The 23902-nt window shown below is 61.5% G+C and carries 22 protein-coding genes; 10 read left to right on the forward strand and 12 right to left on the reverse strand.

The window, feature by feature from the left end:
- Positions 1 to 14: 14 nt before the first annotated feature.
- The 5 genes from AC1DJO_RS21270 to AC1DJO_RS21290 form a co-directional block, all read right to left on the reverse strand.
- On the reverse strand, positions 15 to 1247 hold the full coding sequence (locus AC1DJO_RS21270; RefSeq protein WP_112386694.1) for an MFS transporter: 1233 nt from the start codon (positions 1245 to 1247) through the stop codon (positions 15 to 17).
- A 258-nt stretch (positions 1248 to 1505) separates the two neighbouring features.
- Positions 1506 to 2696 carry a formaldehyde dehydrogenase, glutathione-independent gene (gene fdhA, locus AC1DJO_RS21275; RefSeq protein WP_112386696.1) on the reverse strand — a complete coding sequence of 397 codons (1191 nt, stop codon included), beginning with the start codon at positions 2694 to 2696 and terminating at the stop codon, positions 1506 to 1508.
- Between the two features lie 129 nt (positions 2697 to 2825).
- Positions 2826 to 3632, reverse strand: a complete 807-nt coding sequence (ku, locus tag AC1DJO_RS21280; protein WP_112386697.1) for a non-homologous end joining protein Ku — start codon at positions 3630 to 3632, stop codon at positions 2826 to 2828.
- 11 nt (positions 3633 to 3643) lie between these two features.
- Entirely contained in the window at positions 3644 to 4369 is a 726-nt protein-coding gene (locus tag AC1DJO_RS21285) for a glutathione S-transferase (protein ID WP_112386698.1), read from the reverse strand.
- An 83-nt stretch (positions 4370 to 4452) separates the two neighbouring features.
- A complete protein-coding gene (locus AC1DJO_RS21290; RefSeq protein WP_112386753.1) occupies positions 4453 to 4767 on the reverse strand; it encodes a plasmid stabilization protein in 315 nt (104 codons plus the stop codon).
- Between the two features lie 167 nt (positions 4768 to 4934).
- Between AC1DJO_RS21290 and AC1DJO_RS21295 the strand changes: the two genes are divergently transcribed.
- On the forward strand, positions 4935 to 5291 hold the full coding sequence (locus AC1DJO_RS21295) for a hypothetical protein (RefSeq protein WP_112386699.1): 357 nt from the start codon (positions 4935 to 4937) through the stop codon (positions 5289 to 5291).
- Here the strand turns inward: AC1DJO_RS21295 and AC1DJO_RS21300 are convergent.
- From AC1DJO_RS21300 to AC1DJO_RS21310, 3 genes are all read right to left on the reverse strand, one after another.
- Positions 5288 to 8011: a hybrid sensor histidine kinase/response regulator gene (locus AC1DJO_RS21300; protein ID WP_112386700.1), complete on the reverse strand. Its 2724-nt coding sequence runs from the start codon at positions 8009 to 8011 to the stop codon at positions 5288 to 5290. The genes AC1DJO_RS21295 and AC1DJO_RS21300 overlap by 4 nt on opposite strands.
- Before the next feature lie 157 nt (positions 8012 to 8168).
- Positions 8169 to 8339 carry a hypothetical protein gene (locus AC1DJO_RS21305; RefSeq protein WP_162698734.1) on the reverse strand — a complete coding sequence of 57 codons (171 nt, stop codon included), beginning with the start codon at positions 8337 to 8339 and terminating at the stop codon, positions 8169 to 8171.
- Between the two features lie 326 nt (positions 8340 to 8665).
- Complete coding sequence (locus AC1DJO_RS21310) at positions 8666 to 8926, reverse strand: DUF2934 domain-containing protein (protein WP_112386702.1); 261 nt, start codon at positions 8924 to 8926, stop codon at positions 8666 to 8668.
- Between the two features lie 273 nt (positions 8927 to 9199).
- On the opposite strand from AC1DJO_RS21310, the gene treZ reads away from it, so the two are divergent.
- The 3 genes from treZ to AC1DJO_RS21325 all read left to right on the forward strand — a co-directional run bounded on the left by treZ (position 9200) and on the right by AC1DJO_RS21325 (position 13442).
- On the forward strand, positions 9200 to 10972 hold the full coding sequence (gene treZ / locus AC1DJO_RS21315) for a malto-oligosyltrehalose trehalohydrolase (RefSeq protein ID WP_112386703.1): 1773 nt from the start codon (positions 9200 to 9202) through the stop codon (positions 10970 to 10972).
- Between the two features lie 88 nt (positions 10973 to 11060).
- Positions 11061 to 12524 carry a phospholipase D-like domain-containing protein gene (locus tag AC1DJO_RS21320; RefSeq protein ID WP_112386704.1) on the forward strand — a complete coding sequence of 488 codons (1464 nt, stop codon included), beginning with the start codon at positions 11061 to 11063 and terminating at the stop codon, positions 12522 to 12524.
- Between the two features lie 90 nt (positions 12525 to 12614).
- Entirely contained in the window at positions 12615 to 13442 is an 828-nt protein-coding gene (locus tag AC1DJO_RS21325; protein ID WP_112386705.1) for an endonuclease/exonuclease/phosphatase family protein, read from the forward strand.
- 22 nt (positions 13443 to 13464) lie between these two features.
- Here AC1DJO_RS21325 and AC1DJO_RS21330 read toward each other — a convergent pair whose 3' ends face one another.
- On the reverse strand, positions 13465 to 14097 hold the full coding sequence (locus tag AC1DJO_RS21330) for a Rossmann-fold NAD(P)-binding domain-containing protein (protein WP_112444406.1): 633 nt from the start codon (positions 14095 to 14097) through the stop codon (positions 13465 to 13467).
- A 99-nt stretch (positions 14098 to 14196) separates the two neighbouring features.
- Positions 14197 to 15027: an SDR family NAD(P)-dependent oxidoreductase gene (locus tag AC1DJO_RS21335; RefSeq protein ID WP_112386706.1), complete on the reverse strand. Its 831-nt coding sequence runs from the start codon at positions 15025 to 15027 to the stop codon at positions 14197 to 14199.
- A 101-nt stretch (positions 15028 to 15128) separates the two neighbouring features.
- On the opposite strand from AC1DJO_RS21335, the gene AC1DJO_RS21340 reads away from it, so the two are divergent.
- Positions 15129 to 15734 (forward strand): TetR/AcrR family transcriptional regulator, encoded by a 606-nt coding sequence (locus AC1DJO_RS21340; RefSeq protein WP_112386707.1) that lies wholly within the window; start codon positions 15129 to 15131, stop codon positions 15732 to 15734.
- A gap of 73 nt (positions 15735 to 15807) precedes the next feature.
- Here AC1DJO_RS21340 and AC1DJO_RS21345 read toward each other — a convergent pair whose 3' ends face one another.
- Positions 15808 to 17133 carry a dicarboxylate/amino acid:cation symporter gene (locus AC1DJO_RS21345; protein ID WP_477972820.1) on the reverse strand — a complete coding sequence of 442 codons (1326 nt, stop codon included), beginning with the start codon at positions 17131 to 17133 and terminating at the stop codon, positions 15808 to 15810.
- 222 nt (positions 17134 to 17355) lie between these two features.
- Between AC1DJO_RS21345 and AC1DJO_RS21350 the strand changes: the two genes are divergently transcribed.
- Entirely contained in the window at positions 17356 to 19209 is a 1854-nt protein-coding gene (locus AC1DJO_RS21350; RefSeq protein WP_477972822.1) for a sensor histidine kinase, read from the forward strand.
- On the forward strand, positions 19206 to 20561 hold the full coding sequence (locus tag AC1DJO_RS21355) for a sigma-54-dependent transcriptional regulator (protein ID WP_112386709.1): 1356 nt from the start codon (positions 19206 to 19208) through the stop codon (positions 20559 to 20561). Before AC1DJO_RS21350 ends, AC1DJO_RS21355 begins: the two co-directional genes overlap by 4 nt.
- Before the next feature lie 32 nt (positions 20562 to 20593).
- On the opposite strand, the gene hutC is transcribed toward AC1DJO_RS21355, so the two are convergent.
- Positions 20594 to 21346 carry a histidine utilization repressor gene (hutC, locus tag AC1DJO_RS21360; RefSeq protein WP_112386710.1) on the reverse strand — a complete coding sequence of 251 codons (753 nt, stop codon included), beginning with the start codon at positions 21344 to 21346 and terminating at the stop codon, positions 20594 to 20596.
- A 179-nt stretch (positions 21347 to 21525) separates the two neighbouring features.
- Here hutC and AC1DJO_RS21365 point away from each other — a divergent pair, with 179 nt between their 5' ends.
- The 3 genes from AC1DJO_RS21365 to AC1DJO_RS21375 all read left to right on the forward strand — a co-directional run bounded on the left by AC1DJO_RS21365 (position 21526) and on the right by AC1DJO_RS21375 (position 23894).
- The gene (locus AC1DJO_RS21365; protein ID WP_112386756.1) at positions 21526 to 22365 is read left to right on the forward strand and encodes a transporter substrate-binding domain-containing protein; all 840 of its coding nucleotides are present in this window, start codon (positions 21526 to 21528) and stop codon (positions 22363 to 22365) included.
- A 99-nt stretch (positions 22366 to 22464) separates the two neighbouring features.
- Positions 22465 to 23190, forward strand: coding sequence for an ABC transporter permease (locus AC1DJO_RS21370; protein WP_112386711.1), 726 nt, complete (start codon positions 22465 to 22467; stop codon positions 23188 to 23190).
- The gene (locus tag AC1DJO_RS21375; protein WP_112386712.1) at positions 23190 to 23894 is read left to right on the forward strand and encodes an ABC transporter permease; all 705 of its coding nucleotides are present in this window, start codon (positions 23190 to 23192) and stop codon (positions 23892 to 23894) included. Before AC1DJO_RS21370 ends, AC1DJO_RS21375 begins: the two co-directional genes overlap by 1 nt.
- Positions 23895 to 23902 lie beyond the last annotated feature (8 nt).

Genomic DNA, 23902 nt, shown 5'->3' on the forward strand with positions numbered 1-23902 from the left:
TCGCTCTCGTCTGATCATGCCGCGATCGGCTTCCGCCGGTCGAGCAGGCAAGCAAGACCGGCGCTGACAAGAGCCAATGCCGCTGGGATGAGGATCACGTAGAGCAGATCCCGGCCGCTCGAAGCGTCATTGAGGAGAAGTCCGGCGATCGAGGCGATGACGGCGCCGCCGCCAACGCTGACGGCCGCCGCTAGCCCCGCAGCCGTGCCCGCGAGATCGGGCTGGACGGCCAGTATCCCCGAATTGGCGGCAGGCATGGTCAGCCCGTTGCCGATGCCGATGAAGATGCAGGCCGCGAAGAAGGCGGGAGGCGCGGTCAATCCGCCGACGGCAAGAGCCAGGCCGCCGAGCAATCCGGTGCACGTGACTGCGCGTCCCGCAACCAATACGGCGGCGATTGGAATGCGGCCAGCATACCGTCCTGCGAGATAGCTGCCGAGGATGAAGCCCGCGGGCACCAGTCCCATGTAGAGGCCAAGCCTGGCGCTTGATCCGCCGAGCGCTTGGTTCATGACCAGCGGCGCGCCGGCGAGGAAGACGTAAAGCGTTCCCATCGAGCAGGCCATGCAGGCGGCATAGGCGAGGAAACGCGGCGAGCCGAGCAGCAGCCGGTATGCCGCGAGATAGCCATGTGAGTGAGTTTTCCGCTTCCCGGTCTCATCACGGATCTCACGGGCGGCGAGCGCCAGCATGATTGCCCCGAGCACCGCGAACATCACGAAATTTGCCCGCCAGCCGAAAAGCTCGCTGACCGATCCGCCGATCGTCGGCCCGATCATTGGTGCTACCGCCCAGCCCATGGCGAGATAGCCGAACTTGCTGGCCGCTTTCTGCCCGCCCCAGCTTTCCTTGACGATGACGAGCGCGATCGAGAAGCAGGCCGCAATGGCCGCCTGCAAGGTACGGAAGAGCAGGAAGACATGAATGTTATCCGCAAGCGCACAACCAGCTGAGGCCAGGATGAAGACAGACAGCGAGGAAAGCACGACCGGCCTGCGGCCAAAGCGATCGGACAGGGCGCCGCCGATGATCTCGGCAAAGGCGGTCAGCGCAGCATAAGCGGCGACGGAGAGCGCCACCAGTGCCGGATCGGCGCGCAGATCGGCGGCAATCTCCGGCAGGGACGGCAGGATCAGGTTGACGGGTAGGACGGAGAGGGCGGTCAGCAGGATCAGGGTGATCAGCCGCGGCGGCACGGATTGAAGTTGCCCTGCGGGCGCGGGTTCGGATGCGGATTGTCCGGTCATCGGTCGGTCTCTCGGGTGATGGGAAGAGGGATGTCCGGCAGGCCGCTGCCCGGAATCCAGGCAATAAAAAAGGCCCCGCCGGGAGCCTGCTTACCGCGCATGGGTGCTTTCGCCGGATGGCTACGCCATCCTGCCCATGCGCCCTATCACCACTACGAGAACCGTTGCGATCATCATTGCCTAGAGCTAGCGGCAAACCTTGGGCTGGTCAATCGCGAGCACATATGAAAAGGGCGGCTTGCGCCGCCCCTTCCGAAATCAGGCTGCCTTCGACACCACGCCATGCGGATCGAGGACGAATTTCGTCGCCGCGCCCTGGTCGAAGCTCTCGTAGCCCTGTGCGGCATCTTCGAGCGAGATGACCTTGGCGTTGACGATGTCGGCGATCGGCAGACGGTCGTGCAGGATCGCCTGCATGAGCTGGCGATTGTACTTGATGACAGGGGTCTGGCCGGTGTGGAAGGACTGCGCCTTCGCCCAGCCGAGACCGAAGCGCAGCGACAGGCTGCCCTGCTTGGCGGCGGCATCAACGGCGCCCGGATCCTCGGTGACGTAGAGACCGGGAATACCGATCGAGCCTGCGGCGCGGGTAATCTCCATCATCTGGTTCAGGACGATTGCCGGCTGTTCGCCACCGGCATGGCCGCGGGCTTCGAAGCCGACGGCATCGATGGCGCTATCGACTTCGTTGGTGCCGACGACCTGGGCGATCATGTCGCCGAGACGGTCGCTTTTCGACAGGTCGATCGGTTCGAAACCGACCTTGGCGGCGTGCGCCAGACGATCCTTGTTGAAGTCGCCGATCATGACAACGGCAGCGCCGAGGATGCGGGCCGAGGCGGCGGCAGCAAGGCCGACAGGACCCGCACCGGCGACATACACCGTCGAGCCGACGCCCACCCCGGCGCGGACCGCGCCATGGAAGCCGGTCGGCAGAATGTCGGACAGCATGGTCAGGTCGCGAATCTTGGCCATCGCCTTGTCGCGATCCGGAATCTTCAGGAGGTTGAAGTCGGCATAGGGGATGGTGACGTAGCGGGCCTGACCGCCGATCCAGCCGCCCATGTCTACATAGCCATAGGCGCCGCCTGCGCGCGACGGATTGACCGTCAGGCAGACGCCGGTGTCCTGCGACTTGCAGCAGCGGCAACGGCCGCAGGCAACATTGAACGGAACGGAGACAATGTCGCCGATTTCGAGCATCTCGACATCGATGCCCTTCTCGATGACTTCGCCGGTGATTTCGTGGCCGAGAACCAGGCCGGGCATGGCTGTCGTGCGGCCGCGGACCATGTGCTGGTCGGAGCCGCAGATGTTGGTGGAAATGACTTTCAGGATGACGCCATGTTCGATGCGGCGGCCATCGGGGGCCTCCAGCTTCGGATCGTCGATGTCGCGGACTTCGACCTTGCCGGGCCGCAGATAGACTACGCCTCTATTCTTGCTCATTCTCGTCTCCTCCGTTGAAAATGCCGCCATCCCGCAGGGCTCCTCCCGCTGCGGGCTGTGCTCACAGATTAGAGCATATGCAAACAGGCACCGTTCCGAATGCGACGGTTTGGGTCCGGAATTGGCCTGTTAGTGCCGCTTCGGCTGGCCGCTTTCTTTCGCCAGGCTCTTCTTCAGGGCATCCATGATATTGACGACATTGCCTGTCGATTTGACAGCAGGTGCCTTCTTGGCCGGTGCCGCCTTTTTCATGGTTTTCAGCTTGGCGCGGATAATGCTCTGCAGCCGCTTCTGCACCGGATCCTGCATCAGGGCGGGGCTCCAGTCCTGCGTCTGGTCCTTCACCAGCTTCTTCATCATCGCCAGCACCTTGGCATCGGGCTTGGCGTCGATAGCGACCGTTCCCACAGCCTCGCGAACCTCGTCGCCGTAATGCAGCGTCCAGAGCACGATCCCCTTGCCCTGCGGCTCCAGAAGCACCGCGCGTTCGCGGCGATAGAGCACCAGCCGGGCGATGCCGACCACGTCATTGGCAGCCATCGCCTCGCGGATGACGCAGAAAGCCTCGGTCCCGACCTTGTCTTCGGGTGCCAGGAAATGCGGCTTGTCGTACCAGATCCAGTCGATCGAGCCGCGCGGCACGAACGTGTCGATATCGATCGTCCGCGTGCTTTCCAGGCCGACCTCGTCGAGTTCGGCATCTTCGAGCAGCACATAATCGTCCTCGCCGCGCGGATAGCCCTTCACCTGCTCCCTGGCCGCAACCGCCCGGTGGGTAACGCTGTCCACATAGCGGCTTTCGACGCGGTTCTTGGTGTTGCGGTTCAAAACGTTGAACCGCACCTTGTTGCTGTCCGTCGTCGCCGGCGTCAGCGACACCTGCGCCGTCACCAACGAGAGCTTCAGATAGCCTTTCCAGAATGTCTGCCGGGGCATCTCGGTTCTCCTCAGGCCGCCTTGTCCAGTTCCGGATAGTGGCGGAAAATGCCGTTTACGTTGAAGGCGAGGCGGCGAGCGGATTTCAGGTAGGCAGCGATATTCGGCCGCTGCTCGACCCTATCGTGCAGCGCCTGCAACAACGGATATGTCTCCGCCGAGCCCTTCATCGCCTTGGGAAAGGCATAGCGCAGTCCTTTGAGCACCTGAAACAGCGACAGGTCCACATAGGTTAGCTTGTCGCCCGAGATATGCGCCGGCCCCTTCGGGTTGTTGGCGATGACGCGCTCGAAATAGCCGAAAAATTTGGGGATGCGCTCCTTGATGAACTCGCCCGAGCGCGCCTTTGCCTCTTCCTTCTGGTCTTCATAGTAGAGTGACGTTGCGATCGGGTGATGCGTGTCGTGCACCTCTGCGACGAAATCGGTGATCGTCAGCTGCAGGCCGTTGAGGACATAGCGCGCCGTATCATGCTTCGGTGCCAGGTCAAGCTTCGCTCCGAGATAGAACAGAATGTTGGCGACATGGGAAATGATCAGGTCGCCGTCCTTCAGGAATGGCGGCGCGAAGGGGATGTCACTACCCGAGCCGCTCTTCATGATTTCCATCATTTCGCCCGTGCCTCTGCCGGGCTCCCGCGTCACGTCGATGTAGCTGGCGCCAGCTTCCTCAAGCGCAAGGCGGACGAATTCGCCGCGACCCTGTATGCCGTCCCAATAATAGAGCTCGTATGCCATTCAACTCCCCGGCCAGATACGCCATGTTTCATCCATTGAAGTGTAGCGGCTGGCGCATCCGTCAACAGGCGCGGCTTTTACCATCAGTGATGAGCGTGTTGCGCATTGCGCTTGCGAGTTGCCGCTGCCTTGCTGGCGGAAGCGGAGCGCTCGGCGGGCGTGCGTGAGGCAGAGGCTTTGCCGCCGGTCCGGCCGCCCTTTCCCGCGGAGACGTGGGTGTCCGTCTTGCCGCGGCCGGATCCGGATTTGTTGCCGCCGCCGTCTTCCTTGTTGACGGTCGCCCAGGCCCGGCGCTCGGCCTCCTCGTGGGAGAGCCCGCGATCCTCGTAGCTCTCTTCGATATGCTCCGCCTTGCGCTTCTGCTTGCCGATATAGGCCGATTTTTCGCCTCTGGGCATCATCGCCTCCTGTTGCTCCAAACAAGTTTCAACCGCCCGGAACTTGAAAAGTTCCGTCCATTCCGCGGCGCGGTACGATTCTTACGTAAACGGAACAAAAATCGCGTTGACCCCGTTTTTGGCGGCGAGTCCTGAAACCTCATGACCAAAAAGGAAGGAGCACAGACATGGACAACCACATCAGCGAAGCCGATGGAAACGGCAAGATCGATCTGAATGGCCAGCTATCGCCTGTGGCCTACAGCCTCAAGGTAAGGAAGGGCACAGGCCAATCCTTTGAGATCAACGTTCGCCTGATGGCGTCGCGCGACTGGCTGCTGCAACGCGGCTTCGCCAGCGATGCCGTGCTGATCAGCGCCAGTGGCGCGCGTATTCCCGTCTATCACCCTGGCGGCGCGCTTAATATCGGCGACAGTCTGGCGGTCGAACTGATTGCGCGCGACGACAGCTGCGTCAGCACCGATGACATCGTCCGCAAATATCCCGAGTTCAACAGCGGCAGCCACAAGCTCGATGGGTTCTAGGCGATCGGGCGCTGCTGGGCCGCGGTCTTGATGGCTGTGTCGAGAGCCGTGCTGCTGAAGGGTTTTGTCAGCAACACGGAGCCGGCAAAGCGGGCCGCTTCCGGAAGGCTGCTATTGCCGGTGGCAAAGACCAATCCGACGGACGGGAATGCCGCACGCGCCTTGGCGGCAAAGGCGGGGCCGGACATACCCGGCAACCCGACATCGGCGACGATGATATCGACCGAGGCAGCAGCGAGGATTTCGACGCCGCGTTCGCCGCTCTCGGCTTCGATCACGTCATAGCCGAGATCCTGCAGGATCTCGGCTGTATCCATGCGGATGAAAGCGTCGTCTTCGACCAGCAGCAGCTTGAGCTTTTCCTGGACGATTTCGCGCGGCGGCGTTCCGGGCGCGCTGATTGCCGCTGCGGCGCTCTGGCGGCGCTGGGCCTGATTGGCAAGCACATGGCGGATCTTCCGGGCCAGCGCTTCGCGGGTATAAGGCTTCGAAAGCAGCTCCAGCCCCGGATCCAGACGGCCGCCATGGACGATGGAGTTTTCGGTATAGCCGGATGTGTAGAGGACGCCGACATGCGGAAGCCGTTCGCGCGCCATGCGGGCCAGTTCCGGGCTCTTCAGCGTGCCGGGCATGACGACATCTGTGAACAGAAGGTCGATATGGACGCCGCTCTCGATGACCGTCAGCGCGCTCTGCGCATCGCGGGCCTTAAGCACGTAATAACCGAGATCGGTCAGCATCTCGACGACGGTGGCGCGCACGCCTTCGTCGTCCTCGGCGACCAGAATGGTCTCGGTGCCGCCTACGGCAGGCACGGTCTCGATGCTGGCGATACGATCCTCGCTCTGGAAGGAGCGCGGCAGATACAGCTTCAGCGTCGTGCCTTCGCCGATCTCACTATAGATCTTCACATGCCCGCCGGATTGCTTGACGAAGCCATAGACCATTGACAGGCCGAGCCCGGTGCCCTTGCCTTCCGGCTTGGTGGAGAAGAACGGTTCGAAAGCCTGCTCGATGACATCAGCCGTCATGCCCGAACCGGTGTCGCTGACGGCGAGCACGACATATTGGCCGGCAACGACCTCGGGATGGGTGCGGCTGTAGGAATCGTCGAGAAACGCGTTGCCGACCTCGATCGTCAGCCTTCCCGAGCCATCCATTGCATCGCGAGCGTTGATCGCCAGATTGAGCAGGGCATTCTCGATCTGGATCGGATCGGCAAAGGTGTTCCAGAGCCCGCCGGAGACGATGGTCTCAACCTCGATTTCCTCACCCAGCGCGCGGCGCAGCATGTCGTCCATGCCCGAGACGAAGCGGCCGATATTGATCACCTTCGGTTCCAGCGGCTGGCGGCGGCCGAAGGCCAGAAGCTGGCTGGCAAGCCGTGAACCGCGATCGACGGCGGTGAGGGCGTTGGAGATACGCTCCTTGGCGCGGGTATTGCTGGAGACATCCTTGCCAAGCAGCTGGAGATTGCCCGAAATCACCTGCAGCAGGTTGTTGAAGTCATGCGCCACGCCACCGGTCAGCTTGCCGATCGATTCCATCTTCTGCGCCTGCTGGAGGGCAGCTTCCGCATGCTGGCGATCGGCGATCTCTGCGGCAACACGAACCTCGAGCGTCTCGTTCAGCCGCCGGAGCTGTTCCTCGACATTGCGGCGCTGATTGAGTTCCATCTCCTGGGCGCGAACGAGGCGCGCATTGTCGATCGCCACGGCGGCCTGGCCGGCGAGGCTAACAAGGCTCGATTCCGCGGCATCATTGAAGCGGCCGGGTTGCGCATGGCCAAAGAACAGGCCGCCGATCACCGAGCCGTCGCGCGACTTGACCGGCACGGCGAGATAGCTGCGCACGGGCAGGTGGCCCTTCGGCATTCCCGCATGCGGCGCGTTCTTGCCATAGCGTGGGTCGAGCAGGATGTCGTCGGAGCGTACGACGCCTTCACCATTGAAGGTCGGCGCGAAGACCTTGGTGTTGCGCGGCATCGGAAAGCGCTCGAAGTTCTTCCGGTCAACGCCCGACAGGGCATAGAGCATATAGCTGCCGCCTTCTCCGTCATCGACATTGTAGAAGAAGGCGCCGAACTCGGCGCCGGTCAGTGCTACGCCGGCATCGACTGCGGTTTGCGTCAGACGCTCGACATTCAGCTCGGCGGTGATCGCCGATCCCGCCGCATTGACGATCGATAGCGCATCCGACTTGATCCGGAGTTCATCGAGCGCCCGCCGCTCGCCACGTTTCGCGGTGACCTGGCCGGAGACCTCCATCGTCGCACAGAGAATGCCGACGATCGAGCCGGTCTCGTCGCGTAGCGGCGTATAGGAGAAGGTGAACCAGGCATCCGCAAGCTTGCCGCCGCGGCGCATCGGAACCAGCAGCTCTTCGAAAAGCTGCGCCTGGCCGTCAAGCGTTGCCTTTACGATCGGCTCGAACTGCGGCCAGATATCGCTCCAGACTTCCTTGAAGGGACGACCGAGAGCATGTGGATGGCGCTCCGAAAAGATCGGCACATAGGCGTCGTTGTAGATGAAGGCGAGGTCCGGACCCCAGGCGATGAACTTGGCATGGCGGGAATCGAGGGCGGCGTCGACGATGAAGCGGAGCGAGGCGGGCCATTGATCGACAGGTCCCAGACCTGAGGCGCGGAACTCCGGATCCCGAAGCATTTTGCCGATCCCGCCGCCACCCTTCGGCCAATCGCCTTCAGTCTGCCCCGTCATTCAAATTCACTTCCGTGCGATGCCGCTGCTTTCGCAGCGCGATTCTGCCCAATTGCAGGCTAAAATAGAGGGTCGCACGTATTGGGAAAGGCCTGACGGAAAATAAGCTTAACACGCGTGTATTCTTGCGCGCGAAGGACTGCCGGAGATGGGGGAACTACTTGCGGCCGAAGCGCTGGGCAACCGCGATCGCCTTGGTCAGATCGAAGAAGCGGCCGGATGCCGGACGGCGCTCCGGAAAGACGAAGCCGACCATATTGTCGATGACAATCACCAGCCCGATAGCGAGCAGAAAATAGGCCAGCGCGGCGATCGTCAGGACAAGCATTGTTCCCTCACACCGGCGCTATGAACATGTAGCAGCTGGCTACGATCAGGGACACGAGGATGACGTCGAAATAGCCTTTGTTCATGGCGGTTCTCCCATTCCCGCCAATAACATTCCAGGCGGGCTTTGGTTCCGCCATTCGTGGCCATTTCGCGGCAATATTTTGAAGATGCCAGATTGTGGTCTTCATTTGGCCTGATCGATCCCCCGGGGGAGCTGTCTGCTCCATGAATCACACCATAAAACGCAAGTAATTCAGATATATGACACGAATAGGCAGACGCGGGTTTCCGCGCGTCTGCGAAGATCGGATAAATGATGTCAGGCTAAGCCGATTTGCGGCTTGCCGTCTTCTTGGGTGCGGCCACGGCCTTCACGGCGCCATTGGTCTTGGCACCGGCCGTTGTGGTCCGCTTTGCCCTGGTCTTGACTTCGGTGCCGTCCTTGGATGCGGCAGAGGTCTCGAGCGTTTCGCGCTCTTTCCTTGCCTGTTCCCAATGAACTGAATCGCGCCCCGTCGGGTGGCCCTCTTCTTCCCAGAGGGAATATGCACGCTTCTTGATCCACTCGTCGCGAGTTTCTGCCATCGCTGATCTCCCGTCACAACATGCCGCAGTCAAACGCTAGACTAGATGGGATGGTTCCAGAGGAATCATGCAGTTTCAAGAGAAATTTTGACACACTGCAAAATATTGTTTGCGGTGCAATATAAATGGGCAGTTTTGCTCGCTGGCAGCCTGCAATACTGCACAAAACTTGTGCTTTTCTCACTGCTAATGTTCGTGGGTCTGTACCGATGGAACAACCGGCGCGATCACGGATTTCGGAACATGTTCGGATATCAGCGACAAGGGGACGGCATGACCGGCAATGCGAAGCACGCCTGGGGGCCAATCAGGGACGGCGATGAGACCAAGTTCCGGCTTTGGGCACCGGGAGAAGCGGCGGTTGTTCTGCAGCTGGCTGGCGCCGGCCATGCAATGCAAGATACCGGTGATGGCTGGTTCGAGACGCGCGTGCCCGGACCGCTCGAAGGACAGGATTACGTCTTCGTTCTCGGAGATGGACGCGCCGTGCCCGACCCTGCTTCGCGCCAGCAGCGCGGCGATGTGCATGGCCCGTCGCTTGTGCCTGCCAGCGTCTATCGCTGGCGGACCGACTGGAAGGGAAGGGACTGGGAAGAGGCCGTCATCAGCGAGATCCACGTCGGCACCTTCACCGGCGAGGGCACGTTCTCAAGCGCGATCTCCAAGCTCGATCATCTGGCAGGGGCGGGCATCACGGCAATCGAAATGATGCCGGTGGCGCAGTTTTCCGGCGAGCGCGGATGGGGCTACGACGGGGTGCTGCATTACGCGCCGCATTCGGCCTACGGGACACCGGATGACTTTCGCGCCTTCATCGATGCAGCGCATGCCCGCGGCATCATGGTGCTGCTCGATGTCGTCTACAATCACTTCGGCCCTGAAGGAAACTACCTGCACGGCTATGCCCCGGATTTCTTCCGCGCCGACCGCCAGACACCGTGGGGAGCGGCAATCGATTTCGCTCAGCCCGCGGTGCGCCGCTATTTCATCGACAACGCACTCTATTGGATCGGCGAATTTCAGCTCGATGGCCTGAGGCTCGATGCCGTCGAACAGATCCATGACCTGTCGGAGCGCCATGTCCTCGAAGAATTGTCGAAAGAAGTGCGTAGCGCTTTTCCGGGCCGAAAGGTTCACCTGATCGTCGAGGATCAGCGCAATCTCGTCAGTCTGCTGGAGCGGGATGAAAAAGGCGAGGTCAAGACCTACACGGCCGAATGGAACGACGATTTCCACCATGTCGCGCATATCATCGCAACCGGCGAGGACAACGGTCACTACAAGCCCTTTGCCGGCGACCTCTGGGAAAAGACGAAGCTCGCCCTGCAGCATGGCTTCGTCTATCCCGACCGTGCCGATCCGCCGGTGCTGCCGCGCGACGAACGTGTCTATCTGCCGCCCGAAGCCTTTGTGAATTTTCTGCAGAACCACGACCAGATCGGCAATCGTGCCTTCGGCGAGCGTTTGCTGAGCCTGTCCCGGCCGCCGATGGTGGAGACGCTGACAGCGATCATGATGCTGGCGCCGCAGATCCCGTTCCTGTTCATGGGCGAGGAATATGGGGAGACGCAGCCCTTCTATTTCTTCTGCGACTACGCCGGCGAACTCGGCGATATGATCCGCAAAGGCCGCATGAGGGAAGCTGAAGGCTTCGGTGGTCTGAAGGAAGGCCAATCGAAGGAGACGCTGCCGGACCCGAATGCGCGCGCGACCTTCGATGGCTCAGCCCTGCAATGGCAGCGCGCCGAGACTTCGGATGGCAGGCGCCGGAAAGCGTTCGTCGCGGAGCTTGCGCGGATCCGGCAACAGCATGTCGTACCGCTGCTGAAGCGGACACCGCGGATGCAGGCCGAGGCACCGGAAACCGCCGATGGCGCCCTGGCGATCGATTGGGCGATGGACGGCGCGCGGCTGCAGCTGCGTGCCAACCTCACGTCGCAATCGATAACGCTGCCCGCGGTCAATGGTCAGACGATCTTCGAGCTGGTCCGCGAGGTACATGGGGAGGGATTGCCGGCGGAATCGGTGGTTTTCGCCATTGCCTGACCGCATTTCACAGCCGCATGAAAGATTCACGCCTGACGCGAAGAGTGGCGAATTGAACGCTGCCATTTCGCGGCTATATTCCTGACCGATGTTTTATCTCATCTCGACCTACTGGCCGCATATTCTTTTCATCATCTCGATCGCCATGGGAGCCGCGGCGGCGATTCACGCCGCCATGACCAAGGAGGAAGTGCGCGCCGCGATCGGCTGGGTCGGCGTCATCATCCTGTCGCCGATCGTCGGTGCCGTGCTTTATGCCATTGCCGGCGTCAATCGCATCCGCCGCAAGTCGCTGAGTATCCGGCGCGATGAACTGCTGCCCGATGAAGCGCTGGACGAGCTCGAGACCTTCGATGCCGATGCGGAGATGGTGATCAGCGGCTATGGCTACCGCTTTGCCGCCATGCAGACGCTCGGCGACCGCGTTGCGCGCAATCCGCTGACAACGGGCAACACGATCGACATGCTGGAAACGGGTGACGATGCCTATCGTGCAATGAAGGCGGCGATCGATGGTGCCGAGCGCAGCGTTCTGCTGGAGACCTATATCTTCGACCGCGACAGGATCGGCCTCAGGATCGCCGATGCGCTGATAGCGGCCGTCAAGCGCGGCGTGGAAGTGCGGGTCCTGATCGATGCCGTCGGCGCCCGCTATTCCGTGCCGAGCATCCTCGGCTATCTCGCCGAGGGCGGCGTGACCGTCTCGGTCTTTAACGGCAACGTCATCATAGGCCTCAGGCTGCCCTATGCGAATCTCAGGACCCACCGCAAGATCGTCATTGTCGATGGGCGGCTGGCGCTGACCGGCGGGATGAATATCCGCGAAGGGTTCAGCGAGGAGATGTCGGGCGAGAGCTATGCCCGCGACACGCATTTTTCTGTCACCGGTCCGGCCGTCGCCGATCTGTTCGATGTCGCCGCCGAAGACTGGCGGTTTGCGACGGGAGAGCTTTTGAACAGCGCGGCCTGGCAGACCGCCACGCCGGAGCGCGAGCCGGGTGATCCGGTGTTCATGCGCGTCGTTGCATCGGGGCCGGACCGCAGCGTCGAAACCAATCACAAGATGCTGATGGGTGCCTTCTCTGTCGCGCGAAAATCGATCCGCATCATGTCTCCCTATTTCCTGCCGGATCGTGAACTGATCAGCGCGCTGGTGACGGCGGCGCGGCGCGGCGTCGAGGTGGATATCATCGTTCCCGCCGTCAACAATCTGATGCTGGTCGACCGGGCAATGACGGCGCAGTTTGACCAGATCCTCAAGAATTACTGCCGAATCTGGCGGGCGACCGGCAGCTTCAGCCATTCCAAGCTTATGACGGTCGATGGCGCCTGGGCTTATGTCGGTTCCTCCAACATCGACCCGCGGTCGCTGCGTCTGAATTTCGAGATCGATCTCGAAGTGTTCAATGAAGGATTTGCAGCCGAGATCGACGAGCACGCCGAAGAGGTGCTGCGCACGGCAACGCCGGTGACGCTGGAGGGCTTGCGCGCCCGGCCCTTCCTGGTTCGTCTCGTCGAGAAGGTTCTCTGGCTCGGCTCGCCCTATCTCTGATTTTCTGCGCTTCCCCTATGGCAGCTTCTGTTGTGCCGCCTATAATCCCGGGAGAGCTATTTTCGATCAACGGAGCCTTTGCCCACTCCGATGCATGCCAGAAAAGACAGTATCCCCGCCAGCATCCTGGCCTCGATCCGCAACAGGAAGAAGCGGCTTGACGCCGCCCTTGCCGAAGCGCGGCCGCGTGCCGAAGGCACATTGATCGCCTCCTACAACGTGCACAAATGCGTCGGCGCTGACCGGCGGTTCGACCCTGAGCGGACCAGCCGCGTCATCCACGAGATTGATGCCGACCTGATCGCGCTTCAGGAGGCCGACACGCGTTTCGGCGAGCGCACCGGCATTCTCGATCTTGCCCGTCTGGAGCGCGAGACCGGCCTTATCCCGGTGCCGATCACCGGCATGGCGAAGGCGCATGGCTGGCACGGCAATGTCGTGCTTTTCAAGAAAGGCCTGGTGCGCGACGTCCACCAGATCAAGCTCCCCGGCCTTGAGCCGCGCGGCGCGTTGGTGGCCGAAATCGAGCTGGAGCGTGGCGGGGCACTGCGCATCATCGCCGCGCATTTCGGCCTGCTGCGCCATTCGCGCGCCCGTCAGGCGCAGATGCTGGTCGAACTGATGGCCGACCGGCACGAGATGCCGACGATCCTGCTTGGCGATCTCAACGAATGGCGGCTCGGCGACCGCTCGTCGCTGAACAGCTTTCAATCGGCTTTCGGGCCGCAGCCGCCGGCTGTTCCAAGCTTCCCGGCGCGACTGCCGATCCTGGCGCTCGATCGCATCATCGCCAACCGCAAGGGCGTTCTGACGACGATTGAAGCGCATGATACGCCGCTGTCGCGCGTTGCCTCTGATCATCTGCCGATCAAGGCGGTGATCAATCTGCAGACGATAGAGAAACTGGCGAAGGCATAGATTCTGTCGCTATCGAATGATGTCAGCGCATCTGTTCAGCATAGATGAAATGACATCCCGGCTTTGCGGCGATGACCGCGTCGAGCGCGGCTGCGGCAATCCTTTCCGCCGGATTGAGATGAAACTTCTTCGGCAGGACCGGCGCCAGAAGCCGAACCACGGCGAGTGCCGCTCTCTCCGCCCGCCGCGTCTCGCTACGCTCTCCGCCGATCAGGCTCGGCCTGCAGATCGTCAGGGATCGAAAACCGATATTCCGGATGTCCCGCTCGACCTCGCCTTTCGTCCGCGAATAGAAATTCATGGACTTTTCCGATGCGCCAACGGCGCTGACGATGGCATAGGTTTTGACGCCGGCGTCAAACGCCGCTTGGCCGAACGCGACCGGTAATTCGTGGTCGACGTAGCGAAATGCTTCCTTCGAACCAGCCTTAGCTTGTGTTGTTCCGAGCGCGCACAGGATTGCGTCCGGCTGGTACGATATGGAGGTTTGAACAAGCGCCTCCAGACGCGGGGCAACGGGGTTCAACAACCGGTCGCGGGCAGGCAGCGGCGTTCTTGTCGGCGCGACGACTTCGGAGATCGCGGCGTTGGCAAGTGCCAACTCCAATGCCTTGTTGCCGACCAGTCCCGTTGCGCCAAGCAATAGCAGCTTCATCTTCAGCTCTTTCATAGGGTGAGATCACGCCGGCCTTGTCAGGCATAGAGAATGCCCTGGCCCCGGAAGCCGTCAAGCAATTCCCGGGGCTTATATGGCTTAGGCGTCCGGGCGGCCTTGAGCGGCGTACGTCACGGCTTCCCATTCACCCCAATTTTTCAGCCGCGCCTCGTAGACCGATTTGAATTTCACGATCGTTCCCGTGCCGAGCGCCAAGCGGAGCGGTGGCTGATCTGCGTCCACGGCCTGAAACAGTGCCGCACTTGTTGCTTCCGGATCGCCGAAGTCTTCCGGCTTGAACGAGGCGCGAATGGCCTGGCGTATCGGGTTGTAGATGTCGATCGCCGGTGCAGACCGGGCCGATGAGCCGAAGCCGGTGGTGAAGTGGCCCGGCTCAAGGATCGTGACCTTGATGCCGAATGCTGCGACTTCACCGGCCAATCCCTCTGAAATGGCTTCGACCGCAAATTTGGTTGCCGTATATGTCCCGCCGGTCGGAAAGCCGATGACGCCGCCGATGCTCGACACCGTTATGATGTGACCGCTGGCCTGCGCCCGCAGGATCGGCAAGGTGGCCTGCATCAGCCACAGCGTGCCGAACACGTTCGTTTCAAAATTGGCCTTGGCCTGCTCGGGCTCGATCTCCTCGATAGCCCCGAAATAGCCATAGCCGGCATTGCTCACAACGACGTCCAGACGCCCGAAGTGCCTGTGCGCGTTGCCGACCGCCTCGAATACCGCGCCGCGATCCGCAACATCGAGAGGCAGTACCAGAATTGCATTACCATGAGCTGCTGCGAGCTCTTCGAGCGATGTGATGTCTCGTGCGGTGGCAGCGACCTTGTCGCCGCGCCGCAGGGCGGCTTCAGCCCAGACACGCCCAAATCCTCGCGCCGCTCCGGTGATGAACCAAACTTTGGCCGATGTCATATTGCGCTTCTCCGTTGATATAATTGCACTGAGTGCAGAAAATAAATATCGCACTGAGTGCAAGTTTGGCAAGCGCCTTTTTTGCGGTAAGAGTTGTGGTCATGGAAACCGCTGACACCGCCCCCATCGGCTTGCGCGAAAGCAAACGCAGATCGACGCTCGACCGCATCGCAAAAGCAGGCCTGAAACTGTTCATGGAGAATGGCTACGAGGCCACCACGCTTGACGCGATCGCGGCGGCGTCGGGAATATCGCGCCGGACGTTCTTTTCTTATTTGAAGTCGAAGGAGGATGTTCTCCTGGCGCACGAGAGCGGCGGCATTCCCGACATGCTGCGCCCCACCTTTCTTGCGCAGTCACCGGACCAGCCGCCGCTGGAGGCTGCTCGCAAGACATTCCTGATTCTTGCTTCAAGATATGAAAGCAAGGAATCCATTCTCGCCGACCGGATCCTGCGCTCGACGGAAACGCTTCGGCTGCGCAAGGATGCGCTTCACATTCAGTTGGAGGACGTGCTGGCGGAGGCGATGTACGAATTATGGCCGGGTGAGGCAGGGCGGTCGGCACTGCGGCTGGCGGCGATCACCGCAATGGGAACACTTCGCTTCGCCAAGGAGAACTGGCGGCAGGCAAATGGCGCACATCCGCTCACGTACTATATCGATGAGGGTTTTGATCTTCTTCAGCGCCCACTCGATCTCGCATAAAGCGAGCCGCAAACGGAAAAGCCCGCCGCAAGCGGCGGGCCTTCCGGAGACCGGGTCTCTTCCCTGGGAGGAATTATTCGGCGGCCTGAAGAACCGGGACCGGCTCTTCGGTTGCCTGACCGGAAAGCGCTCGGGCCAGCATGCCTTCGTCCAGTTCGTTTTCCCAGCGGGCGACGACGACAGTTGCGACCGCGTTGCCGACGAAGTTGGTGAGGGCGCGGCATTCCGACATGAAGCGGTCGATGCCGAGGATCAGCGCCATGCCGGCCACTGGGACGGACGGGACGACAGAGAGTGTTGCCGCAAGCGTGATGAAGCCGGCGCCGGTGATGCCTGCGGCACCCTTGGAGCTCAGCATCGCGACGAGCAGCAGCAGGATCTGGTCGCCGAAGGTGAGCGGCGTGTCGGTTGCCTGGGCGATGAACAGGCCTGCCAGCGTCATGTAGATGTTGGTGCCGTCGAGGTTGAACGAATAGCCGGTCGGGATGACCAGACCGACGACGGATCGCTTGCAGCCGGCCCGTTCCATCTTCTGCATTAGGCCGGGAAGGGCGGCTTCCGACGACGAGGTGCCGAGAACCAGCAGAAGCTCTTCCTTGATGTAGCGGATCAGCGCGAAGATCGAGAAGCCGTTGTACTTGGCAACAGCGCCGAGCACGACGATCACGAAGAGCAGTGACGTCAGGTAGAACGTGCCGATCAGGAAGGCGAGGTTGGCGATCGAGCCGATGCCGTATTTGCCGATGGTGAAGGCCATGGCGCCGAACGCGCCGATCGGTGCTGCCTTCATCAGGATGGCGACAAGGCGGAAGATCGGTGCAGTCAACGCGTTCAGGAAGTCGAGAACTGGCTTGCCGCGATCGCCGACCATGCCGAGCGCGATACCGAAGAGCACCGAGAAGAACAGCACCTGCAGGATGTCGCCCTGGGCGAAGGCGCCGACGATCGTGTCCGGAATGATGTTCATCAGGAAGCCGGTGATGGTCGCGTCATGCGCCTTGCTGGCATAGCTGGAGACGGCATTCGCATCGAGCGAGGCGGCGGAAATATGCATTCCGGCGCCCGGCTGCAGAACGTTGGCGATCAGCATGCCGACGGCGAGCGCCAGCGTCGAGAAGACGAGGAAGTAGATCATCGCCTTGCCGGCAACGCGTCCGACCTTTTTCAGATCGGACATTCCGGCAATGCCGGTCGCGACCGTCAGGAAAATAACCGGGGCGATGATCATCTTCACGAGCTTGATGAAGGCATCGCCGAGCGGCTTCAGCGCCGTACCGGTATCCGGATAGAAGTGGCCGAGCAGGATGCCGGCGACAATGGCGGCGATCACCTGTACGTAAAGATGCCGGTAGAACGGCAGAGGCGCACGCGGCTGCGTGTCTTGGTGTGCAATGTCCATGATATCCTCCATGAAGCCCCAACCAAGGATTTGGCTCTCCCGGGGCGAATTGCGTTTCGTCGCAGAACGATCAGCAATCGGCGTGCCAGACTCGGAAATTCTGACTAAGGCATTGATTTATTTTGAGACTATACATTGGTCTGCAAGTCGTCTGATGCGGAATGTGCGTAAATCCGCACGGATTATATTGAATGAAGTGCGGTTTTGTGCTCAATATTGGCGATGGCCATAGCCGTTCCATCCTCGGAAGACGCGCGCCTTCGCCTCGGCATTCGCCGGACGTGGGTCGTCTTTGCGCTGATATCGGCGCTGATCGCGGCTGCCGCACTGACCACTGCGGCGATCTATGGGCGCTCTGCAGCACTTTCGGCGCTGCAACAGCAGGGCCGCACCGATGCCAATCTGAAGGTTGCCCTGCTTCAGGCCGTTCTGGAACGGCCGCGTGCGCTGCCCCTTCTGCTGTCGCGTGACCGCGATGTGGAGGACGCGCTGACCCAGTCCGGTCAGGAAAAGAAGGATGCGTTGAGCGGCAAGCTGGAAGATCTGGTCAAGGGCACCAATGCCGCCGTCATCTACGTGGTCAACGCGGATGGTATCGCGGTTTCGGCCAGCAACTGGCACGAAGCGACGAGTTTCGTCGGAAACGACTATACGTTCCGCAGCTATTTCACCCGCGGCATGCGGGAGGGGATGGCCGAGCATTTTGCGCTCGGCTCCGTCAGCAAGCGCCCCGGGCTCTATATCTCGCACCGTATCGGGCCTGCATCGGCTCCGCTTGGCGTCGTTGTCGTCAAGATGGAGTTCGATCAGCTGGAGAGCGATTGGAGCGACACGCAGCGTCCGGCCTTCGTGGTCGATCAGAACAACGTGGTGCTGATCACCAGCGTGCCCTCCTGGCGGTTCATGACGTCGGAAGCGCTTGCTGCCGATAGCCTGCTTTCGATCCGCGAGAGCCTGCAGTTCGGCGATGCGCCGCTTTTGCCTCTGCCTTTCCGGCCGGTGAAGGCGCTGGGAGCCGACGCGCTGCTGATCCGCGCCATCCTTCCGGGTGGCCGGGCCGCGACCTATCTCAAGATCATAGCGCCTGTGCCTTCGACGAACTGGACGTTTCAGTATCTGTTGCCGGTCGAATTGCCGGTGGCTGCGGCCGTGCGCGAGGCCCTGCTGGTGACGGCGCTGGCGCTTTTGACCGTGATTGCCATTGCCGCCATCTGGCTGCGCCGCAGGGATGTGGCGCTGATGACCATCGTGCGCGAGCAGCTGGCGCGCGAAGAGCTGGAGCAGCGTGTTGCCGAGCGGACGCGTGATCTCAGCCGGACGCGCGATAGCCTCGAGGCCGAGATCACCCGTCACCGGGCGACCGATGCGCGGCTGCAGAGCGTGCAGCAGGATCTGGTCAATGCCAACCGGCTGGCGATCCTCGGCCAGATCGCGGCCGGTGTCGCCCATGAGATCAATCAGCCGGTCGCGACGATCCGCGCCTATGCCGACAATTCCGCGGTCTATCTCAAGCGCCAGCAGACCGAACCGGTTGCGGAGAACCTTGCGCTGATTGCCGGACTGACGGAGCGGATCGGGACCATCACCGAGGATCTGAAGGCACTCGCCCGGCGCGGACGAACGGCGCCCGAAGCGGTTGGCGTCGAGGAGATGATAGACGGCGCGCTGATGTTGCTGCGCAGCCGTTTCACCGGCCGGCTTGAGATGCTGACCGTCGAGCCTGTCCCTGAAGGCCTGCAGGTCATGGGCACCCGGCTGCGGCTGGAGCAGGTGTTCATCAACCTGTTTCAGAATGCGCTGGAAGCCGTGGAGGCGCGCGATGGCGGCCGGGTGACGGTTTCGGCAGGTGTTTCCGGCGACGGCGTTGCCATTTCGGTCGCCGATAACGGTCCGGGCATTGCCCCCGATATTCTCGAAGCCCTGTTCGAACCCTTTAATTCCTCCAAGGAAAAAGGCCTCGGCCTCGGCCTGGTGATCTCCAAGGACATTGTCTCCGACTATGGCGGCAGCATCGATGTCGAGAGCGGGGCCGACGGCACCCGCTTCATCGTCCATCTGAAGGAGGTTTCCGCATGAGCAAGGCAGCCCCGGTCATTCTCGTTGACGACGACAAGGATCTGTTGCGCGCCACCGGGCAGACGCTCGATCTCGCCGGCTTCGACGTCACGCTTTGCACGTCGGCGATGGAAGCGCTCGGCAAGCTCGACCGCACATTTCCGGGCGTGCTGGTGTCGGACATCCGCATGCCTGGCCTCGATGGATTGCAGATGTTCGAGCGCATCCGCCAGCTCGACGCCGAGCTACCCGTTATCCTGATGACCGGCCACGGAGATATCCAGATGGCCGTCAAGGCGATCCAGGACGGTGCCTATGATTTCATTGCAAAGCCGTTTGCCACCGAGCGGCTGATTCAATGCGTACGGCGTGCGGCCGAAAAGCGGGCGCTGGTGATCGAAAACCGCAATCTCCGCGAAGCCGCGCAGCAGGCCGACCCGGGCATGCCTCTGATTGGGCAGACCCCTGTGATGGAGCGCCTGCGCCATATGCTGCGCCAGATCGCCGATACCGATGTCGATGTGCTTGTCACCGGCGAAACCGGCAGTGGCAAGGAGGTTGTGGCGAGCCTGCTGCATGGTTGGAGCCGCCGTTCGAAAGGCAATTTCGTGGCGCTGAACTGCGGCGCGCTTCCCGAACAGATCATCGAGAGCGAGCTTTTCGGCCACGAGCCCGGCGCGTTTACCGGCGCGCAGAAGAAACGCGTCGGGCGGATCGAGCATTCGAGCGGCGGTACGCTGTTTCTCGATGAGATCGAGAGCATGCCGCTGTCGACGCAGGTGCAGATGCTGCGTGTTCTGGAGATGCGCCAGGTGACGCCGCTCGGAACGAACGAGGTGCGCCCCGTCGATCTGCGCATCGTTGCGGCGGCGAAGGTCGATCTCGGCGATCCCGGACAACGCCAGAGTTTTCGGGAAGATCTCTATTACCGTCTGAACGTGGTGACGCTGGCGATCCCGCCGCTTCGCGAGCGGCGCGACGATATTCCGCTGCTTTTCAGCTATTTTGCCGAGCGGGCGGCCCGCCGCTTCCATCGCGATGTGCCGCAGATCACCGCAACCGTCAGCCGCCATCTGCGGGATCATGACTGGCCGGGCAATGTCCGCGAACTCTCGCATTTCGCCGAGCGCACCGTCCTGGGCATGCAGCCCGCCGAGCCCGAACCGCCGAAGGCCGATCCCGGCGCTTCCAACGGCGTGCCGCTGCCCGAGCGGCTGGATCACTACGAAGCCGGGATCATTCGCGATACACTGATCTCGTTCGGTGGCAACGTGCAGCAGACGATCGCCGCCTTGGGCATCCCGAGAAAGACGTTTTATGACAAGATGCAGCGTCACGGGATCGTTCGCAGCGACTACGCCGACAAGCGGTGAACGGTTAAATCACCGTTAACTCCCATATACAACTACTTGGCTTCTACGCCGTTGCGGCTTTCCAGCCGGTAGCGGTGGCCAGGATAGATGAGGCGCGCGACGGACACGACGCCGCGTGAAGACCATGTCCGCCGGCGGATTGTCAGGCAGGGTTCGGACTTCAGGATCGTCAGCAGCTTGCATTCCCAAGGCTGCGGCATGACCGCCTCGACAATGTGTTCCGAGCCCGTCAGCGGTGCGACTTCCGAGAGGTAAGCGTTCGGCGTCTTGCTGCGGAAATCCTGAGTAAGGTAATCAGGGGCGGCATCCGGGTGGACGTGGCGGTCCTCGATCTGCACCGGGACGCCGTTTTCGCTGTGGACGACGAGTGAATGGAACACCGCCGAGCCGATCTCCAGACCCAATGCATCCGCCATTTCAGGCGATGCAGTCTCCTGCGCCAGCACGATAACCGCCGCTTCATGGGCGTGGCCGCGCTCGGCGATCTCCTCGGCGATGTTGCGCACTTCGAAGAGGGCGGAGACGCCCTTGCGTTCGGCAACGAACGAACCGACGCCTTGAATACGCACCAGTTCGCCCTCGCTGGCAAGCTCGCGAAGCGCCCGGTTGGCGGTCATCTTGCTGACGCCGAGTTCGACAACTAGCTCGTTTTCCGACGGTACGCGGTATTTGGGCGGCCACTCGCCGCTGTGAATCCTGTCGAGAATGATCTGCTTGACGCCCGCATAAAGCGGGGTCGCGTCATTCTCGGCCAATTCCCGCTTCATTTCACCGGCACGTTTCATTGCCTAATCCCTTGGCATCGACAGCAATTGCCGCAAAACTCAACTTTCCATCTTGCATATCACAAAATTATTCATATGGTACCCTATACAACCTTCGGCGAGATATGATCTTCGCAAAAGGCAAGCCGGCGGAGATCGGCAGGAAAGACGGTCAATCGAATTTCAGAGGAGTTTGGAACATGAAATTGCATAGCATCATCGTGTCTGGAGCGGTGGCAATCTCCGCTCTCGCAACGCCGGTTCTCGGCAAGGACTGGAAGACTGCGACGATTACCCTCGAGGGTGCCTACGCACCCTGGAACATGACGAATGCCGACGGCACGCTAGGCGGCTTCGAGCCGGAACTGGCCAAGGTGCTCTGCGAGCGCGCCAAGATCGAATGCAAGCTTGTCGCGTCCGACTGGGACGGCATGATCCCGGCGCTGAATGCCGGCAAATTCGATGTGATCATGGATGCGCTGTCGATCACCGAAGAGCGCAAGAAGATCATCGACTTCACCGTTCCCTATGCCGCGACGCCTGCCGCTTTCGCGACCGCCAAGGATAGCCCGCTGGCAAATGCCGCCGGTACCGGCGTGACGATCAAGATGACGCCCGGCCAGACCGGCGTGAAGGAAATCGATGCGCTGAAGGAAGCCTTCAAGGGCAAGACGATCGGCATCCAGGCCGCGACCGTCTATGCGAAGTTCGTCTATGACAACTTCGGCTCGATCGCCGAAATCCGCGAATACAAGACCGGCGCCGACCGCGATCTCGATCTGCAGAACGGCCGTATCGATCTCGGCTTCGACGACGCGGTCTATTTCAACAACGCATTCGCGTCGGCAAACGATACGCTTGCCTTCACCGGCCCGGAAATCGCCGGCTCGATCTGGGGCGAGGGCGAAGGTCTCGGCATCCGGAAGGAAGACACCGACCTGCGCGACAAGTTCAGCGAAGCCATCAAGTCCGCGCTGGCCGACGGTACCGTCAAGACCCTCTCGATGAAGTGGTTCAAGGTCGACGTCAGCCCGCAATAAGCAACCTTCGGGCTATCACCGATACGGTCTCCGGCACCTTGCCGGAGACGCCTGTGATAATCTCGACGCCTGAAGCTGCTATCGACGGGAACGGACGCAATGGGAACCTTGGGACTCTTGGGCTTCGGCTCGAACGGATGGGGCGCATTGTTGCTTGTTGCAACCTTGATGACGCTCGCCGTGACCGCGACTGCGCTGGCGATCGGCGCCGTACTCGGCACCATCATCGCCTCGACCAAACTCTCCGGCAATATGCTGCTGGTGACGCTCGGCAATATCTATACGACCGTGTTTCGCGGCGTGCCTGAATTGCTGATCATCTATTTGATCTATTTCGGCGGCTCGGCGGCGGTGACATCCGTCGGTCAATGGCTAGGCTACGAGGGCTTCCTCGGCCTGCCCTCCTTTGCCGCCGGCGCCCTTGCCGTCGGCATCATCTCCGGCGCCTATCAGGCGGAAGTCTATCGCGGCGCCTTTCTGGCGATCTCCAAGGGAGAGCTGGAAGCGGCCTCGGCGATCGGCATGCCGCGCGCGCTGCGCCTGCGGCGCGTCATCATTCCGCAGGTCCTGCGCTTCGCGATCCCCGGTCTCGGCAATGTCTGGCAGCTAAGCCTCAAGGATTCGGCGCTGATCTCCGTCACCGGTCTCGCCGAGCTGATGCGCACCAGCCAGGTGGCCGCAGGCTCGACGCGTCAGTATTTCCTGTTTTTCATCGCCGGCGGCCTTCTCTATCTGTTGCTCACCAGTCTCTCGGACCGGATCTTCAACACCGCCGAACGGCGCGCAAACCGCAGTATGCCTGCGTCGGCGATGGGGCAAGCGTGATGGATTTCGAATTTCTGTTCTCCACCATGGTGACGCTGCTGAAAGCAGTGCCGACGACGCTGATCCTGTTTTCGCTGTCGATCTTTTTCGGCGGCCTGCTGGCGCTCGTCATCGTCTCGCTTCGCGTCAGCGGCAATCCGTTGCTGGCCGGTTTCGCCAAGGGCTACATCTTCATCTTCCGCGGCTCCCCGCTGCTGATCCAGATGTTCCTGGTCTTTTACGGGCTTGGTCAGTTCGGCGTCATCCGCTACTCCTTCCTCTGGCCCTTCCTGCGCGAGCCAATGGTCTGCGCCGTGCTTTCGCTGGCGCTCTGCACGGCAGGCTACTCTGCGGAAATCTTCCGCAGCGGCATCCGCGCCGTCTCGCCAAAGGAAATCGAGGCGGCCCGCGCCATCGGCATGCCGCGCATGCTGATGATCCGGCGGATCATCGCGCCCATCGCCTTCCGTCATGCGCTGCCTGCCTATTCCACCGAGATCGTGCTGATGATGAAATCGACAGCGCTCGCAAGCCTCGTCACCGTCTGGGAAGTCACCGGCGTCGCGCAGCGGCTGATTTCGCAGACCTATCGCACCATGGAAGTCTTCCTGTGCGCCGCCATCATCTACCTGGTGCTGAACTTCATCATCCTGCAGGCCATGGCGCTGCTCGAATATTCACTCTCCAAACACCGCCGCGCCATCCCGCCGGCACTCAAGGCCTAAGGAGCAAC

The organism is Rhizobium sp. 05N430, assembly GCF_056396985.1.

Excerpts from the sequence above, each read along its gene's own strand:
- AC1DJO_RS21340 (WP_112386707.1), top strand. The coding sequence starts at position 15,129 with ATGGAAACCGCTGACACCGCCCCCATCGGCTTGCGCGAAAGCAAACGC.
- treZ (WP_112386703.1), top strand. The coding sequence starts at position 9,200 with ATGACCGGCAATGCGAAGCACGCCTGGGGGCCAATCAGGGACGGCGAT.
- ku (WP_112386697.1), bottom strand. The coding sequence starts at position 3,632 with ATGCCCCGGCAGACATTCTGGAAAGGCTATCTGAAGCTCTCGTTGGTG.
- AC1DJO_RS21350 (WP_477972822.1), top strand. The coding sequence starts at position 17,356 with ATGGCCATAGCCGTTCCATCCTCGGAAGACGCGCGCCTTCGCCTCGGC.
- AC1DJO_RS21320 (WP_112386704.1), top strand. The coding sequence starts at position 11,061 with ATGTTTTATCTCATCTCGACCTACTGGCCGCATATTCTTTTCATCATC.
- AC1DJO_RS21375 (WP_112386712.1), top strand. The coding sequence starts at position 23,190 with ATGGATTTCGAATTTCTGTTCTCCACCATGGTGACGCTGCTGAAAGCA.
- AC1DJO_RS21305 (WP_162698734.1), bottom strand. The coding sequence starts at position 8,339 with ATGCTTGTCCTGACGATCGCCGCGCTGGCCTATTTTCTGCTCGCTATC.
- AC1DJO_RS21300 (WP_112386700.1), bottom strand. The coding sequence starts at position 8,011 with ATGACGGGGCAGACTGAAGGCGATTGGCCGAAGGGTGGCGGCGGGATC.
- AC1DJO_RS21370 (WP_112386711.1), top strand. The coding sequence starts at position 22,465 with ATGGGAACCTTGGGACTCTTGGGCTTCGGCTCGAACGGATGGGGCGCA.
- AC1DJO_RS21330 (WP_112444406.1), bottom strand. The coding sequence starts at position 14,097 with ATGAAGCTGCTATTGCTTGGCGCAACGGGACTGGTCGGCAACAAGGCA.
- AC1DJO_RS21335 (WP_112386706.1), bottom strand. The coding sequence starts at position 15,027 with ATGACATCGGCCAAAGTTTGGTTCATCACCGGAGCGGCGCGAGGATTT.
- AC1DJO_RS21355 (WP_112386709.1), top strand. The coding sequence starts at position 19,206 with ATGAGCAAGGCAGCCCCGGTCATTCTCGTTGACGACGACAAGGATCTG.
- fdhA (WP_112386696.1), bottom strand. The coding sequence starts at position 2,696 with ATGAGCAAGAATAGAGGCGTAGTCTATCTGCGGCCCGGCAAGGTCGAA.
- hutC (WP_112386710.1), bottom strand. The coding sequence starts at position 21,346 with ATGAAACGTGCCGGTGAAATGAAGCGGGAATTGGCCGAGAATGACGCG.
- AC1DJO_RS21285 (WP_112386698.1), bottom strand. The coding sequence starts at position 4,369 with ATGGCATACGAGCTCTATTATTGGGACGGCATACAGGGTCGCGGCGAA.
- AC1DJO_RS21365 (WP_112386756.1), top strand. The coding sequence starts at position 21,526 with ATGAAATTGCATAGCATCATCGTGTCTGGAGCGGTGGCAATCTCCGCT.
- AC1DJO_RS21295 (WP_112386699.1), top strand. The coding sequence starts at position 4,935 with ATGGACAACCACATCAGCGAAGCCGATGGAAACGGCAAGATCGATCTG.
- AC1DJO_RS21345 (WP_477972820.1), bottom strand. The coding sequence starts at position 17,133 with ATGGACATTGCACACCAAGACACGCAGCCGCGTGCGCCTCTGCCGTTC.
- AC1DJO_RS21325 (WP_112386705.1), top strand. The coding sequence starts at position 12,615 with ATGCATGCCAGAAAAGACAGTATCCCCGCCAGCATCCTGGCCTCGATC.
- AC1DJO_RS21270 (WP_112386694.1), bottom strand. The coding sequence starts at position 1,247 with ATGACCGGACAATCCGCATCCGAACCCGCGCCCGCAGGGCAACTTCAA.
- AC1DJO_RS21310 (WP_112386702.1), bottom strand. The coding sequence starts at position 8,926 with ATGGCAGAAACTCGCGACGAGTGGATCAAGAAGCGTGCATATTCCCTC.
- AC1DJO_RS21290 (WP_112386753.1), bottom strand. The coding sequence starts at position 4,767 with ATGCCCAGAGGCGAAAAATCGGCCTATATCGGCAAGCAGAAGCGCAAG.